This window comes from Pseudanabaenaceae cyanobacterium SKYG29 (assembly GCA_025055675.1).
Taxonomy (GTDB): Bacteria; Cyanobacteriota; Cyanobacteriia; order Pseudanabaenales; family Pseudanabaenaceae; genus M5B4.
Genome location: JANWWT010000002.1, coordinates 134,556 through 150,772, shown reverse-complemented (window position 1 = coordinate 150,772; position 16,217 = coordinate 134,556). Strand labels below are relative to the sequence as shown.

General features: G+C 48.0%; 12 protein-coding genes and 1 pseudogene. 7 read left to right on the top strand and 6 right to left on the bottom strand.

Going from position 1 to position 16,217, the window contains the following annotated elements; all coding sequences use genetic code 11:
* Nucleotides 1–34: 34 nt before the first annotated feature.
* On the bottom strand, nt 35–1,759 hold the full coding sequence (argS, locus tag NZM01_05445; GenBank protein MCS6959474.1) for an arginine--tRNA ligase: 1,725 nt from the start codon (nt 1,757–1,759) through the stop codon (nt 35–37).
* A gap of 2 nt (nt 1,760–1,761) precedes the next feature.
* Entirely contained in the window at nt 1,762–4,311 is a 2,550-nt protein-coding gene (gene gyrB, locus NZM01_05440) for a DNA topoisomerase (ATP-hydrolyzing) subunit B (protein MCS6959473.1), read from the bottom strand.
* Between the two features lie 239 nt (nt 4,312–4,550).
* Here gyrB and NZM01_05435 point away from each other — a divergent pair, with 239 nt between their 5' ends.
* Both NZM01_05435 and NZM01_05430 read left to right on the top strand, forming a co-directional pair.
* Complete coding sequence (locus NZM01_05435; GenBank protein ID MCS6959472.1) at nt 4,551–5,297, top strand: ChaB family protein; 747 nt, start codon at nt 4,551–4,553, stop codon at nt 5,295–5,297.
* Nucleotide 5,298: 1 nt separating this feature from the next.
* Complete coding sequence (locus tag NZM01_05430) at nt 5,299–5,973, top strand: DUF1614 domain-containing protein (protein MCS6959471.1); 675 nt, start codon at nt 5,299–5,301, stop codon at nt 5,971–5,973.
* Here the strand turns inward: NZM01_05430 and thrB are convergent.
* The 3 genes and pseudogenes from thrB to NZM01_05415 all read right to left on the bottom strand — a co-directional run bounded on the left by thrB (nt 5,970) and on the right by NZM01_05415 (nt 8,857).
* Nucleotides 5,970–6,881 carry a homoserine kinase gene (gene thrB, locus NZM01_05425; protein MCS6959470.1) on the bottom strand — a complete coding sequence of 304 codons (912 nt, stop codon included), beginning with the start codon at nt 6,879–6,881 and terminating at the stop codon, nt 5,970–5,972. The genes NZM01_05430 and thrB overlap by 4 nt on opposite strands.
* An 88-nt stretch (nt 6,882–6,969) precedes the next feature.
* Entirely contained in the window at nt 6,970–8,253 is a 1,284-nt protein-coding gene (locus NZM01_05420; GenBank protein ID MCS6959469.1) for a hypothetical protein, read from the bottom strand.
* Between the two features lie 41 nt (nt 8,254–8,294).
* Nucleotides 8,295–8,857, bottom strand: a pseudogene (locus NZM01_05415) (Uma2 family endonuclease).
* 1,153 nt (nt 8,858–10,010) lie between these two features.
* On the opposite strand from NZM01_05415, the gene clpB reads away from it, so the two are divergent.
* Nucleotides 10,011–12,632: an ATP-dependent chaperone ClpB gene (clpB, locus tag NZM01_05410; GenBank protein MCS6959468.1), complete on the top strand. Its 2,622-nt coding sequence runs from the start codon at nt 10,011–10,013 to the stop codon at nt 12,630–12,632.
* A gap of 116 nt (nt 12,633–12,748) precedes the next feature.
* The gene (locus tag NZM01_05405) at nt 12,749–12,955 is read left to right on the top strand and encodes a hypothetical protein (GenBank protein MCS6959467.1); all 207 of its coding nucleotides are present in this window, start codon (nt 12,749–12,751) and stop codon (nt 12,953–12,955) included.
* A 385-nt stretch (nt 12,956–13,340) separates the two neighbouring features.
* On the opposite strand, the gene NZM01_05400 is transcribed toward NZM01_05405, so the two are convergent.
* A complete protein-coding gene (locus NZM01_05400) occupies nt 13,341–13,868 on the bottom strand; it encodes a cob(I)yrinic acid a,c-diamide adenosyltransferase (GenBank protein ID MCS6959466.1) in 528 nt (175 codons plus the stop codon).
* A gap of 67 nt (nt 13,869–13,935) precedes the next feature.
* Here NZM01_05400 and NZM01_05395 point away from each other — a divergent pair, with 67 nt between their 5' ends.
* The 3 genes from NZM01_05395 to NZM01_05385 are packed head-to-tail and all read left to right on the top strand — an operon-like array spanning nt 13,936 to nt 16,212.
* On the top strand, nt 13,936–14,322 hold the full coding sequence (locus tag NZM01_05395; protein ID MCS6959465.1) for a GIY-YIG nuclease family protein: 387 nt from the start codon (nt 13,936–13,938) through the stop codon (nt 14,320–14,322).
* Nucleotides 14,323–14,351: 29 nt separating this feature from the next.
* Nucleotides 14,352–15,215: an SPFH domain-containing protein gene (locus tag NZM01_05390; protein ID MCS6959464.1), complete on the top strand. Its 864-nt coding sequence runs from the start codon at nt 14,352–14,354 to the stop codon at nt 15,213–15,215.
* Nucleotides 15,196–16,212 (top strand): ABC transporter permease, encoded by a 1,017-nt coding sequence (locus NZM01_05385; protein ID MCS6959463.1) that lies wholly within the window; start codon nt 15,196–15,198, stop codon nt 16,210–16,212. Before NZM01_05390 ends, NZM01_05385 begins: the two co-directional genes overlap by 20 nt.
* The last annotated feature ends 5 nt before the right edge of the window (nt 16,213–16,217 follow it).

The window sequence follows — 16,217 nt, the reverse complement described above, 5'->3', positions numbered from 1 at the left end:
CCCTGGCATTGTATCACGCTGTGCACCCAAATTTTTACATCCTTTCCAATACAGGAATACCTAAGAGACTTAAACCAAGTTGCAGAGTACGGGCGGTAATGTCACAGAGAGCAAGACGGGAGTTACGCTCTAGGTCTTCTGCCTGGAGAATGGGGCATTGGTCATAGAATTGATTGAATTTTTGGCTCAGTTCAAATAAATACTGACAGAGACGATTGGGCATGAGGTCTATTGCTACGGCATCGATCACTTCGGCAAATTGCAACAGATGTTTGGCTAAGACAATTTCGCTACCATGCCTGATGTGGATGGGTAAAGAACGATCGATGGGTTTTGTTGCTTTTCTGCCAATTCCCTGAATTCTGACATAGGCATAGAGGAGATAGGGAGCGGTATTCCCCTGCAAAGACAACATCTTGTCAAAACTAAAGACATAGTTACTGTTGCGATTTTGGCAGAGATCGGCATATTTGACGGCAGCAATGCCTATGACTTGTGCTACTGCTTGCTTGAATTCCAAGGGTGCATCGGGATTGCGACTATTGATGTCAGCAAAAGCACGTTCTACTGCTTCACTGAGTAACTCCTTGAGGGCAACGGTATCTCCCGATCGGGTCTTAAATTTTTTCCCATCTTCACCCAAGACCAAACCAAAGGGGACGTGTTCCACCTTGACATGGGCAGGCAACCATCCTGCCCGTTTGGCTACCTGAAAGACCTGGGCAAAATGATCCGCCTGTCCACTATCTGTAACATAGATGATCCGATCGGCTTTGTCCACATTAACGCGGTAGCGCAGTGCCGCTAGGTCCGTTGTGGCATAGTTGTATCCACCGTCAGACTTTTGCACAATCAGAGGTAATGGCTTTCCCTCTTTATTCTGAAATCCCTCTAAAAAGACACATTTAGCCCCCTCGTCTTCTTGTAACAGTCCTTTGTCAGCTAAGTCCTTGATCACCTCAGGCAAAAAAGGATTGTAAAACGACTCCCCCCTCTCTTCTAACTTTATGTCCAGGATTTCGTATATTTTTTGAAATTCCCGCCGCGACTGTTCACACAGTAATTGCCAGGCCTTTCTGGCAGTTGGTTCGCCTGACTGTAAATCAACTACTGCTAAACGTGCCCTTTCTCTGAAGTCTTCATCCTCGTCAAACCGTTTTTTCGCTTCCCGATAGAAATTGACCAAATCCCCCAATGCTAAAACATCGGATTCCACCAGTGCCTGGGGAAACGCCTCCTTGAGATGGGTGATCAACATGCCAAACTGTGTCCCCCAATCCCCTACGTGGTTCAGCCGTAACACCTGATGCCCCAAAAACTCTAAAATGCGGGCAATACAATCCCCGATAATGGTAGAACGCAAATGACCGACATGCATTTCTTTAGCAATATTGGGACTGGAAAAATCCACTACTACCCGCTGCGGCGGCTCTGCCAGAGGCACTCCTAACCGATCGTCTTGCCAGGCGGCAAACAATTTGCGATTGATATAGTCTACTTGCAAACGTAAGTTGATAAAACCAGGGCCCTCGATCGTGGGTGTTTCTGCTATATCGGCAATGTCTAAATTGTCCACAATAGTTTGGGCAATATCCCGGGGTTTAGCCCCCAATTGCTTTGCTAAAGGCATAGCATCATTGCACTGGTAATCACCAAACTTCGGTTCCTTGGCTGCAGTCACCTGGGGGTCAATTTCTAACTGTAATCCCTTACTGATAGCTGCGCGAAACCGTGCCTTTAGTTCCACTAAAACTGACATAGCTAAATATCTAACTCCGCTAAACTCAACTTCGGTCCATAGGTCTCGATAAATTCCCGTCTCGGTCCCACCTTATCCCCCATCAAAATTGTAAAGATACGATCGGCTTCCGCTGCATCCTCAATAGTTATCTGTTTTAATTTTCTGGTAGCAGGATTCATCGTTGTTTCCCACAGTTGTTGCGGCATCATTTCCCCCAATCCCTTGAATCTTTGGATGGTGTAGTTGGCGTTGGGCGGGAAGGTGCTGAGGAGTTGTTGCAGTTCCCGATCGCTGTAGCAGTATTGAATTTGTTTACCTCTCTCCACCTTGTAGAGGGGGGGGCAGGCAATGTAGATAAAGCCTTGATCCACTAATTCCCGCTGATAACGATAGAAGAATGTCAGTAACAACGTGCGAATATGAGCACCATCCACATCTGCATCAGCCAGGAGAATAATCTTGTGATAGCGCAACTGGTTGATGTTGAATTCTTCCCCTTTAATCCCTAAACCTAGACCAGTAATTAAAGATTGAATTTCCGTACTTTTGTAGATTTTGCTATCCTCTGCCTTCTCGATATTGAGAATCTTACCCTTGATCGGGAGAACTGCTTGAAAATGGCGATCGCGTCCTTGCTTGGCGCTATTGTGAACAAAGACACCGCAACTAAGGGCAAAGTTATGGGTATGGGGTACTTCTATATCATATACATCCATCCTCTCCGTCATTCTTTCTACATTGACGACCCGGCGTGTTTGGAGAGCCAGTCCTTGGTCATCACTAGCGTAAAGGTCACAGGATGTTGCCAGGCTGAGGACAGACCTGTCTGTCACTTCCAGATCACCTGCTAAAACTGCTACCTTTTTCGGCATCTTTATGCCTATCACATTGTGGTAGTAGTTGGACTTCTTCTGTTCACTAACAGTCAAATCAGGGTGGAAAGGCATCAGTACATCTCTGCAGGTGAGTAAGCTAGCAGGTTTGTAACTGCCGTCCCATAGCATAAACAGGTGATCGGGAGTACAGATAATCTGCTCATCCTTGTCAAGGGTAACTTTAACTACCTCTGCCTTTCTCTGGGTAACCCGAGCGTGCAGGATTCTTTCCACACCGATCGTGCCATCCGTGCGGATAGTGTAACAAAAGTTCTGCTTACCCGCTTTCTCTTCCTCTACTAATGCCTTGAAACTGATATTTCTGCCATCTGCCAGGGCAACTAAGGTCTCCCCGGCAAAGCAACCACCAGCGCTGTCCCCTTCTACAATGAATATCTCTGACTCCCTGGGGTCACGGCAACTACAATCTGCTAATTTCCCCGGCAGAGTGGACGACTCTAATGCCGATTTGCGCCGCACTAATTCCCTGGCTTTTCTTGCTGCTTCTGCCGCCTGGAAGGATTGAATCGCTTTTTCTATGATTGTCTGGGCTACTGTGGGATGAAATTCCAAATATTCACTTAAAACTTCCCCGACATAAGACTCCACAATACCTCTTACCTCAGGGTTGCCCAGCTTTGTCTTTGTCTGTCCCTCAAATTCAGGCTCTGGTACCTTCACAGAGATAACCGCTGTCAATCCTTCCCTGACATTTTCCCCTGCTAAGTTACTATCACTCTCTTTCAGCTTTTTTAGCTTTCTAGCAGTGTTGTTGATCGTGCGAGTGAGAACCGCTTTGAGACCTTCTAGGTGTGTCCCCCCATCGATCGTTCTGATATTATTAGCAAATCCCAAGATATTCTCATTGTAGGAATCAGCACACCATTGTAGAGCCACTTCCAGTTGGACGTTATCCTTTTCCCCCTGCACATAGATGATGTCATTGTGCAAGGGTTCTTTTTCTCTGTTCATGTAAGAGACATACTCTTTGATGCCACCGTGATATAAAAACAGTTCCCTTATAGCAGGTGTTTCCCGATGATCAATATATTCAATCTTCAATCCACCGTTTAGATAGGCTAATTCCCGCAGTCTGCCCATCAAAATAGCATTGTCAAAAGCAGTAGTAGTGGTGAAAATCTGGGCATCGGGTTTGAAATGCACCTTGGTACCGCGCCGATCGGTGGATTCGGGGGCAACTGTAACTTCCGTTTGGGGTACACCCCGTTCATAGCGTTGCTGAAAACACTTGCCTTGCCGCCATACCGTCACTTCCACCCACTCTGACAAAGCATTGACCACAGACACGCCCACGCCGTGCAAGCCCCCCGACACCTTGTAGCCACCGCCGCCGAATTTACCCCCTGCCCCTAGGACTGTCATTACCGTTTCCAGGGCTGATTTCCCCGTTTTGGGGTGGATGTCTGTAGGAATACCGCGCCCGTTATCAGTGACAGAGACAGAATTATCGGGGTGCACCTCCACAATAATGTGGTCGCAATAGCCCGCTAGGGACTCATCGACACTGTTATCGACCACTTCAAAGACGAGGTGGTGCAAGCCCTTTGCCCCCGTAGAGCCAATGTACATCCCTGGGCGTTTGCGGACGTGCTCGATCCCTTCTAGGACTTGAATTTTGTCAGCACTGTAGTTGTCTGGCGCTGCTTGGGAGGTAACAGAGCTTGCTTTTGCCATAGTTAAAGACGCGCGCAATGGGACAGGCTTAAATTATACCCTCTCTGGCTCCCATCGGTGAATTTCCCCTCAACAAAACTAGTCTGCAGGAATTTAGGGCTGCCACAGAAAATGCTATTAGTAAAACAAATCGGCTCCTCTATCAATTCTAGGGCAAGTGTAACGAAATTAGCCCCAAACTTAACACTAAATATTGTGCTATAGTAGGTAAAGTACAGAGTAAGTATTGTCACAAAATTATGACAGATGTTTCTGCTGTCAGTGCAGCTAAGTGTGTCTCGGCAACGTTTAAGCAGCAAGAAAAGCTACAAGAAGCGGTGCAACGACTAATCGATCGGGGTATTGCCAGGGACAAAATTTCTATCATAGGGCGCAATTTTCAGACGGAAGCACGGATTACGGGTTTTCTGACCAAAAAAGATGTGATTTTGGATGGCTTTACTACGGGTGCTCTCTACGGGGCGCTATTTGGCTCAGTGCTCAGTTTGCTGACAGGGGTAGGAGTCCTCTTTATCCCTTTTATTGGTACGGTGGTGGCAGCGGGTCCCTTGGCAGCGGCTTTGTTGGGAGCAACAAGTGGGGCAATTTACGGTTCATTGGGAGCGGGATTGGGGTCAGTGTTGATGTCCTTTGGGATGCCCCAAGATAAGGCAGCTATCTATCAAACGCGCGTACAGGCAGGGGAGTTTTTGTTGGTGGTGGAAGTAGAGGCGGACAAAGCAGGACAGATTTTCTTGCTGCTGCAGGGGCTGGGGGGAGAAGAGGTGGCAACGACAGATATGCAAATTCCCTGCACAACGGAAGGCTGTCTTTCTCCCGAAATGAAGGCTGACCTTTCCGAAGAGGCACAAAAAGAATTTGTACAGAGCTACAACCAAGCCCTCCAGGAATCCCCTGAACCCAATAACGCTCTCCTCAGGGCGTGGGAAAAAGTCAAACAATTGTTCAATCGTGACGATCGGGGTATTTTCTCCCAAAGGAAGTGAAATGATCTATCTACCTGTTACTCTTTTTCTCTTTCTTATCCTGCTGTTGACTTTTCCTTTTCTGTGGTTGGTCATCACCTTAGAAGCTGTGCGCATTGCTGTCAGTAAGTTGGGGTTTACCCCTGATGTCTCCTTGCTGATTATTTTGGCAGTAATTGTAGGCAGTACGATCAACATCCCTCTCTATGAACGGGTTTCGCGGGTAGAACTCATCCCCGACTGGCTAGAACTGTGGAGTATGCGCTTCTTTTGGGGAATTCCTCTGCGGCGGATTGAGCAAAAAACGATCGTGGCTGTGAATGTAGGGGGTGGTCTTATTCCCACGGTCTTAGCTCTGTATCAATTCAGTCGTGCCAACCCGTTGCTAATCCTGGCAGTGACAGCGATCGTTACTATTGTCAGCTACTATTCTGCCCAGATTGTGCCAGGGATCGGTATTCAAATGAATGCTTTGGTGGCTCCTCTCACAGCAGCTATGGCAGCCATTTTGGTAACAGGGGGTGTGAACGCACCTCCTATTGCGTTTGCGGGGGGAGTCCTTGGCACTTTGATTGGGGCTGACCTACTCCATCTCCCCCAAATTGAACGGATGACCCCAGGGATTTTGAGTATTGGGGGGGCGGGGGTCTTTGATGGTATTGCTCTGTGCGGGGTGTTTGCTGTCCTGCTCACCTAATCTATCTCTGTCACTACTGTCCCCACTCGGTCTATATCTAGGACAAGATAAACAGACTTGATGCCTTCCTGTTGCCAGGCTTTGACCATGGCTTCCCCGATCGTAGGTGCAACAGCAGGCGTAGCTACTGCTAGCAGGGTAGGACCGGCACCGCTAATAACAACCCCCAAGGCTCCTGCCTCCAAGGCTTGAGTTTGCACCCTCTCCATACCAGGAATCAAACTTTGGCGATAGGGCTGATGCAGACGGTCTTTTAATCCTAGGCGTACCCACTCTGCCTGACCGTGACTTAATCCCTGCAACAAAATTCCCAGGTGGGCACAGTTGAAGACAGCATCTCCCAAGGGGACTTCTTTGGGCAAAATTTGCCGCGCCTTCGCCGTAGAAAGTTCAAACTCAGGAATAGCCACCACCGTCACCAAACTTTCGTGCCAAGGCACAGAGCAAAACTGCCACTCCCCAGGCTTACTGCTTGCCACCAGCTGACATCCCCCCAATACCGCCGGCGCCACATTATCAGGATGACCTTCTATATTCGTCGCCAGCTGCAGAATTTCCAGGGCACTGAGGGGACTACCTGCCAAAGCGTTACCTGCCATCAACCCGCCAATAGCTGCTGTTGCCGAACTGCCCAAGCCCCGCGACAGAGGAATATGCACATCGATGTGGAGGGAAACGATCGGTTTGGTCATCCCCAAGTGGGTGAAGACCTGTTCAAAACTTTGATAGACCAGATTGTGCTTGTTTTTCGCCACCCGATCGGCGTAAGCTCCACTGGCAGTGATCTTCAGCTCCTCCGATGGACGCACTTCAAAGTGATTGTAGAGAGTGAGAGCGCAGCCAAAGCAGTCAAAGCCAGGACCGACATTGCCACAGGTAGCGGGTACAGTGATTTTATAGCCCTTCATCTGGTCTTGTAAAAAACAACAGATAAATAGATAGACTAGAGTACTACCAAAGCACCACTACCGCACACAAAAATTAACGTAAATATACTCAGTCAGGGGTAGAGAGGAGTCGTTCTAACTCTTGGGGCAAGAGGTCCTGTTCGGTGGAATAGGCGAGTTTTTGTTCGTCGATCGCGCTCTGGCTAATAGCTAGTGTTTGGGCGTATTGCAGCTTTTGTTTGACCTGGGCTTGGGATAACAGTTGTAGGCGGCAACGGCGCAAGTCATTGCGGTATCTGATGCCTTGATTTAGCCACTGTAACCAGAAAAAGCGCACCGTGGGTATAGTGACAAACAAAATAGCATAGCCCAGTAAAAAGACAAAGATACTATTGACAAAGCCCAAAAGCCCTGTCAGGTTACGTTTAACGATCGGGTCTTGCAACAGTCCTCCCAGGACAAGGGATGCTACCAGGTAGAAGATGCCCAGACCAGCCGAGAGCAGATTAGCTCCCTCGCCAGAGTAGTTAAAGTGCCAGAGTTTTTCTTCCAAATAATCAGGCACAGACTGTTTAGGGCGACGGGAAGCCACTTTTTGCAAATCGGGGAAACGATAAACAAGAGAACCTGTGGGGGTAACTTCAGGATAGCCATTGAACTTGGCTAGGATAGGCAGGATATAGTCTTCACTTTCTAACATATGGGCAGGCAACTCATCCAGGTAGGGCAGCACCTGTTCACCGACAATCACTCCATCACTGTTACGAATGACATTAGCAATTAGACGATAGCGTCTCTCTTCTAAGTCAAAGTTAGGGTTACCATCCCCAAACAAAAACGCAAACACGTTCTCCAAAAAACCTCTATCTTTTATCTCTTCATCTCTAGTAGGGGTAGGAGCAGATCTGCTGTAGGGTGCAGGTGTAAAGATTGGGCTAAAATCCAGCCAGTACCAAGGGAAAAAGCCAATACCACCCCCAGAACTACCCGATCGTCTTTCATCCTCCCGCTCCCGATCGCTGGCAGAACTACTACTGATGATTATGACCGCGGCAAAAATAGCGAGAACCACCAAAACGATCGAGATAATTAAGACAATCCCGAAGGAAATACGAATTAAATAGAATAAAACCCCCCACACCTGTTTTAGAAAGGCTTGCAGGCGCGCACGCAACGATCGTTGTAACAATATATTTCGCAGGTTAGGACTGAATTTATAGCAGATTTCCCCTGTCTCTGTGACCAATAAATTTCCCGCTGTCAAACTAGCGAGATTAGCAATTTCACGGTTGACAATACCCAAAGCTAAGCCCGTTTGTGCTGCCACATCAGCGATCGTGACTTGGTAGTTAAGTTTTTCTACCGCCTCAATAACTCTGGGGTTAGGGAGCATACCAGGTAATAGCTATCTCTGATTTCACTATAGCAAAGTCTCTATTCTGGCAACCAACTAAATAAATCTTTAACTGGCAATTCGAGTGAGTCAGCGAAGGCTGGTACAGGGATGAGAGCATCAGGGTCATCTAGTACTAGTAGTTCTTGGCGGGGACAGAAAACAAACACCACTTTCTCTGTCGGGTCTATTAACCAGCCCATAGCTGTGCCATGGTGCAAACAGTATAGAATTTTTTCATTACTTTAGTTTGACTTTGGTCAGGGGAAAGAATCTCAATTATCCAATCAGGAGCCAGGGAAAAAGTGTTAGCAATCTCACCGTTTTCATCGCGGGGAATTCTCTGCCACAGGAATATAGAAATATCAGGCACGATCGATACTGCACTGAAGGTGATACGCAATTCAGGGAAGGCGCGGGCAATTTGCTTTGATTTAAGGTCAGCATTGATAACCGATACAATTCCTCCTTGTAGCGCACTGTGTTTTCCTTGGGACATTGGTTTCAGAATAATTTGACCATCTATGTATTCACGGGCAGGTTTTGTTTCTGGTAGTTGCAAAAACTCTAGCAAAGTTATTGTCTGGGATGATGTGCTAATCATTTGAGCTTATCCTCCTATAAGTTGGATAGCAATCGTGCTGAATTATAGTGGAACTCCAAAAGAAGAACGGGTAACACTGATACTCCATGCTAACACATCTCACTAAAATTCCTAAGGGGTTATTCCTAACTTTGCCTGCCAATAATTATCTTAAACTCAAAGGTCTGTTCAAATTTGGTTAATCCTGGTAGTGTTGAATCTTGATACGAAATTTAACATGCTTCTACCCAAAGCTCCTAAATGAAAACTTAATGCTTTTGTAGTGAATTGTAAATATGCTTTCGGTCATCATCCTCATCAGTTATTTTCCAAGGCAGCTTAAAGTGAGATCAAAGACCAGAAAACGCTAATCTAGCCGCTATAAATCCAAAAGCAATATCTTATGCTAGCTCAATTAAAAGAGCTTTCAAACTGATTCTCAAATTATTACCACATAACGACTATATAGAAAAAACAAGCTACAGGACTATCCACATCCCTTCTTAATTTTTTAGTTTTGGGTCTGACCATGAACTGAAATCTGGTACATTTAACATAGTAGAACAAGTTATTTTAGTCTTAATTCCCACTCACAGATGTTATCTATTAACCCCTATCTCTTTTCTGTTGCTTCCTAATTACTTGCCCTGCTACATGTCTCCTCCTTAGTAAATAAGATACAATATTCTTGCTAGTATAAAAGTGAGAGAGATGAGGAGTTGAGTTGCTGGTTTGGGATTACTAATTCTAGCTTGCTGGACAATGTCATTCATGTTATAAAAATAATTTTGTCAACACCGCAATATTCTTTGAACTCTGCATCAGTGAGTTGTTTTAGTTATTATAATTTTACAGGATTGTGTGGCAGATTTACTAACTTTGATAGCTGTTTCCAATAACAACACCAGCGGTCTACTGGTAACTGGAGCTGGAACGAAGGCACTGTCACAACACAACGACTTTGGCTTAACTCCACATGTGAAGGTGTGTCCAGGGAGGGGGGATAGTCTGGCAGATTTAATAAAACAAGGTGTTGCTTGCATGGCGAACAACAGTTGCTTTTCGCCAGCATAATTCACTGTCGGGTAAACCACCCCCAGCCCAACGGTTTTCCTAACCTACTCTCCTAGATACAGCCAACTAAAATAGAGACACTGAGAGTTGGAGAAAGCCGATGCAACCCACTAGCCCCAATCAATTTACAGAAAAAGCCTGGAGCGCGATCGTGCGTACGCCTGAACTGGCAAAGGCTGCTCAACACCAGCAGATAGAAAGTGAGCACCTGATGAAGGCTTTGTTGGAGGAAGAGGGCTTAGCCACGGCTATTTTTAACAAGATGGGGGTGAGTGTCCAACGCCTCAGAGACCGTACCGAAGACTTCATCCGTCGTCAACCCAAAGTACACACGGAACAAAGCGCCGTATACTTAGGACGCAGTTTAGATGCCCTCCTCGATCGAGCAGAAGCTAACCGCAAAGCCATGGGGGATGACTATATTTCCATCGAACACATGGTGCTAGCATTCTGTCAAGACGATCGCTTTGGCAAAGAACTGTACCGCGAGTTGGGCATAACTGAGAAAGCATTGAGAGAAACAATTGAGAAAATAAGGGGGAGCCAAAAAGTGACAGACCAAACACCGGAAAGTAAATATGATGCTTTGAGTAAATACGGCAGGGACCTGACCGAGCTAGCCCGCCAGGGCAAATTAGACCCCGTTATTGGTCGGGACGATGAAATTCGGCGCACCATTCAGATTCTCTCCCGTCGTACCAAAAACAACCCTGTATTGATCGGGGAACCTGGTGTCGGTAAAACAGCGATCGTGGAAGGTTTGGCACAACGAATTGTGGCAGGGGATGTACCAGAATCCTTGCGGGACAGGAAACTAATTGCCCTGGATATGGGGGCATTGATTGCAGGGGCGAAGTATCGGGGGGAATTTGAAGAACGCCTAAAAGCTGTCTTGAAGGAAGTCACCGAATCGGCAGGCAGAATAATTCTCTTCATCGATGAAATTCACACCGTTGTGGGGGCAGGGGCTACCCAAGGGGCAATGGACGCTAGTAACCTCCTCAAACCTATGCTAGCGCGGGGCGAACTCCGCTGCATTGGCGCTACCACCCTAGACGAATACCGCAAATATATCGAGAAGGATGCAGCCCTGGAACGTCGTTTCCAACAGGTCTATGTCGACCAACCTTCCATCGAAGACACCATCTCCATCCTGCGGGGCTTAAAAGAACGCTATGAAGTCCATCATGGCGTAAAAATTGCTGACAGTGCTCTGATTGCCGCTGCCCAACTTTCCACTCGCTACATCAGCGATCGTTTCCTTCCCGACAAAGCCATTGACCTGGTAGACGAAGCCGCCGCCAAATTGAAGATGGAGATCACCTCCAAGCCCGAAGAATTGGATGAAATCGATCGGAAAATCCTGCAATTGGAGATGGAGCGTCTGTCCTTGCAAAAGGAAACCGACCCCAGTTCTAAAGAGCGGCTGGAGAGAATTGGCAGAGAACTGGCTAGCCTGAAAAATGAACAAGCCACCCTGGCTGCCCAATGGCAACGGGAAAAAGAGATCATCGACCACATCCGTCGGCTGAAAGAACAGATTGACCAAGTAAATGTGGAAATTCAACAGGCAGAGCGGGACTACGACCTCAACCGTGCCGCTGAACTGAAATACGGCAAAATGACCAACCTGCAACGCCAGTTAAAAGAAGCAGAAGAACAACTCCGTCAAGCCCAGACATCGGGTAAGAGCCTATTGCGGGAAGAAGTGACAGAAGAAGACATTGCCGAAATCATCTCCAAGTGGACAGGTATTCCTGTCAGCAAACTGGTTGAATCAGAAAAAGAACGCCTGTTACACCTGGAAGATGAACTGCACAAGCGAGTGATTGGACAAACAGAGGCAGTGCAGGCAGTAGCAGAGGCAATTCAACGATCGCGGGCAGGGTTGGCTGACCCCAATCGACCGATCGCTAGTTTTATCTTCCTGGGACCCACGGGTGTGGGTAAAACCGAGTTAGCCAAAGCCCTGGCTGCCTTTTTATTCGATACAGAAAACGCCCTTGTGCGCATCGATATGTCGGAGTACATGGAAAAGCATACTGTTTCCCGTCTACTGGGGGCACCCCCAGGTTATGTGGGCTATGACGAAGGGGGGCAATTAACAGAGGCAGTCAGACGCAGACCCTACGCCGTCATTCTCTTTGATGAGATTGAAAAAGCCCATCCCGATGTTTTCAACGTCATGCTGCAAATTCTCGACGATGGTAGATTGACCGACGGACAGGGGCGGACAGTGGACTTCAAAAACACCATCATCATTATGACTAGCAACATTGGTTCCCAATACATCTTAGATGTGGCAGGCAACGAAGACCGCTATGAAGAAATGCGCGATCGGGTTATGGAAGCCCTCCGCAGTAACTTCCGCCCAGAATTTCTCAACCGCATCGATGAAATCATTATCTTCCACAGCCTCAACCGATCGGAGCTTAAGCAAATTGTCAACCTGCAAGTGGACAGACTGAGACAGCGCTTAGCCGAGAAGAAGATCAAGCTAGAGCTGAGCGATGCTGCCCTCGACTTCCTAGCAGAAGTAGGCTATGACCCCGTCTATGGCGCACGTCCCCTGAAGCGAGTCATCCAGCGGCAACTGGAAAGTCAGATTGCCAAAGCCATTCTGCGGGGCGAATTTACTGAAGGAGACACAATCCTGGTAGAAATTGAAAACGAACGTCCCGTCTTCCATCGCCTTGTAGAAGCAGAACTAATAACCACCTAAAACCTCCATGCTCCCCGAGCCTGTCGAAGCTCCCTGAGCCTGTCGAAGCTCCCTGAGCCTGTCGAAGCTCCCTGAGCCTGTCGAAGCTCCCTGAGCCTGTCGAAGGGAGCCTTTCTATGAATGTCGGGCTTCGGCAAGCTCAGCCCTCGGCGGCAAGCTCAGCCCTCGGCGGCAAGCTCAGCCCTCGGAATAAGCCAAGTTCAGAGTTTGGGAGCAGATGCACATTGTGGGATGTTGTGACGGAAGTTACTACACAGGAAGCCCGATCGATTTGGAGAGACGACCAGCCGACCACTGAGCAAATTACACAGCCAGAAGGTTAGCAGTGAATTGGTGTATTGCCTGGGTTGCTGACGCTTATCAATGAGAAGAACAGCTGCGGGGTTGGAGCCGCAGGAAAGAGGAAGCCCTCCTCGAAAACAACATGAACCTACTACGAAGCCTATCATAGTCTAAAGCCGCTGCAACCAGCTCAGAGCAGGTTCCCTACCTCCGTTGCTCCCTAAGAACGGTGAACAAACTCAAATTACCCCTATAGAGCTACTCTAGCTCCCTGAGCTTGTCGAAGGGAGCTTGTCGAACGCTACATTCCTGATCGCCCGATCGACTTAGAGATAGCTAGCTCCCTGAGCTTGTCGAAGGGAGCTTGTCGAAGGGAGCTTGTCGAAGGGAGCTTGTCTCACCTTTAGGACAGTTCAACAAGTGCAATTAGATGCGGCGGTGGGTTACCTGGTCAGCAATTTCTAGCAATCCTGAGGGGACATTTACCCCTGTAATCACCACATCAAGGGTAGCGGCACGGTTGGCAATGGTTTCAATCAATTCCCCTTCCCTGACCAACCCCAATTCCACTAGAGCACAAACTTCATCCAAAACCAGCATCTGATAGGGATAGCCCTGGAGACACCCTTTAGTGAAGCGCCAAAGAGAAAGAATACTTTCCTGCTCCTCCTCCGTAAGATGGGGCTGATTCAGATCGAGGCGGCGGTGTAAATTAGCTCTCACCCAGTCCAAACTTTGCAAGAGGCGGCGGGGATAACCTACCCCCTGACCAATTCCCCCCTGCAAAAACTGCACAATCAAAACTGCTGTACCTTGACCTGCTGCCCGCCAAGCATTCACCATCACATCCGCAGGGAAACACCGATCGGAAGTAGAAAAGACCTGTACCATCCCTCTAGGCAACTTGCGGGTTGAGCGCGGGGACAAAAGCTGGGGTTCAACTTGGGCAACCATTGTAGATATAGTGTTTAGATGCTAGAAACTATGATACCAGACACCATATATAGTTGCTGGTGGGTTTATGCGTGTCTTTTTGCTACCCTCTGTACCCCAACCCCACTACTTGCCCCCCCGATCGGGACTTTACTACATTACCGCCGCCTGGTTGATATTCTACGTAGGCAAATCCCAAAACTTACGCCAGCGGTGGCGCACCCATCATCGTCGCCGGGAATTTCACAGCCTAGCCCCCTTTGGCAGAATTCACTATCGCCTCCTGCCCCCCCACCAACTGACTATCTGGGAACAAAGAGAAATCAAGCGACTGTGCCCACCCTGGAACTATCGACCTAACCTAACCGACTGGGAAAAAACCAGGCTCCAGATAACGATCGGACTGCGGATGGCCAGTTTTGTTAGTTTAGTAGGCGTAGCCTTCTTGAGTGTAATTACCGTGCCGTTGCGCTAAAGTGAATAAGAAGGCAAACTGGACAAACTATGCGTAGCGCTCAAGAAGTCAATCAGAACCTGATCATTGCGTTGGGATTCGTGGCTGCCCTTCTATTTCTCCTCTTTTCAGCTGGTCCTTTGGTCGTAGTAGGGGCAGGTTATCGCGGCGTGGTGATGAATTTTGGCAAAGTGCAAGACACCATTTTGGATGAGGGATTGCATTTTCGGATTCCGATTATGACAGAAATTAAACAGATGAGTGTGCGCGTACAAAAAACTGACATCCTAGCCCAGGTAGGGTCACGGGATTTACAGGATGTCAAACTGGATGTGGCAGTGAACTGGCATATTGACCCCCTGAAAGTCAACAAAGTCTATCAAAACATTGGTGATGAAACCCAGGTAGTTAATCGCATTCTTATTCCGGCAGTGGGGGAAGTAGTTAAAGCGGCAGCAGCTAAGAAAAATGCGGAAGAAATCCTCACCAAACGACCAGAACTCAAGGCAGAAATTGACGACAATCTGGATGAAAGATTAGCTAACTACGGCATCATTTTAGACAGTGTTTCCCTCCTAGACGTGGATTTTTCACCAGAATTTTCCAACGCCATTGAGCAAAAACAAATTGCCGAACAGGAAGCCCAACGAGCTGCCTACATCGCCCAGAAAGCTCAAAGGGAAGCAGAAGCCGAAGTCAATCGCGCCAGGGGTAAAGCAGAAGCCCAAAGATTGCTGCAAATGACTCTTACCCCCGAAGTCCTGCAAAACAAGGCCCTAGAAGCCTGGGACGGTAGACTACCGATGGTCTATGGTGGACAACCCCTGCCCTTTATCAATATTGACCTACTAGGACTAAAGCAACCCCCCACTAACCCCACCCCCACCACTGCAAATGGCAAACCTGAGGCGTAGTTTCCTGTTTGTCCTGGGGGTAGTCACCCTTGCTATCCTTTACCTTCTAGTCATTTTTGCTGACTTTTTTGCCCCCTACGGCTACAACGAAACCGACCCCAATGCTTCCCTCCTTCCCCCTACCCCCATCTACTGGCTCACGGTAGATAAGCAATCTGGCTTTTATGTCTATCCCACCCAGCAGGGAGCAGTTGACATTGAAACAGGGGAGCGGAAGCTAATCATAGACAGAGATAATCCCACACCTATCCAATTTTTTACCAAGGGCAAGTTATTCACAACTACGGGGGCAGGGAAAGTCCACCTTTTAGGCACAGACGAACAGGGCAGAGACCAACTCAGTCGCTTACTTTACGGAGGCAGAATCAGTCTATTTATAGGCGTAATTGCCACCGGCATTTCCTTCACCATCGGAACACTGGTAGGCACAATTTCTGGCTACTTCGGCGGTTGGGTTGATCAACTCCTTATGCGTTTGGCAGAAGTCCTCATGTCCATCCCTAAAATCTACCTTTTGGTAGGTTTAGCTGCTATTCTTCCCCCCCAACTCTCCAGTACCCAACGCTTTTTGCTAGTAGTCTGTGTTTTATCCAGCGTCGGCTGGGCAGGTCTAGCCCGTTTGATTAGAGGCAAAGTCCTCTCCCTCCGAGAACGTCCCTACGTCCTAGCAACCCAAGTCATGGGGGCAAGTACCCTGCGCACGATCGTTTACCACCTCGTTCCCCAACTCAGCACTGACCTGCTTATTCTGGCAACCTTGGAAATCCCTGGCTTGATTGAAGCGGAATCAGTTTTGAGTTTAATTGGCTTGGGTATCCAACCACCTGACCCTTCATGGGGTAATATGTTATCTATTGCCACTAACCCCTCAGTGATTGTGCTCCAGCCCTGGTTAATTTGGTCACCAGTAGCCCTAATCATTATCACCACCCTGGCTTTTAATGTGGTGGGAGACACACTTAGGGATATATTTGATAGTAAACCCCTGTCTAGCTGAGAAGA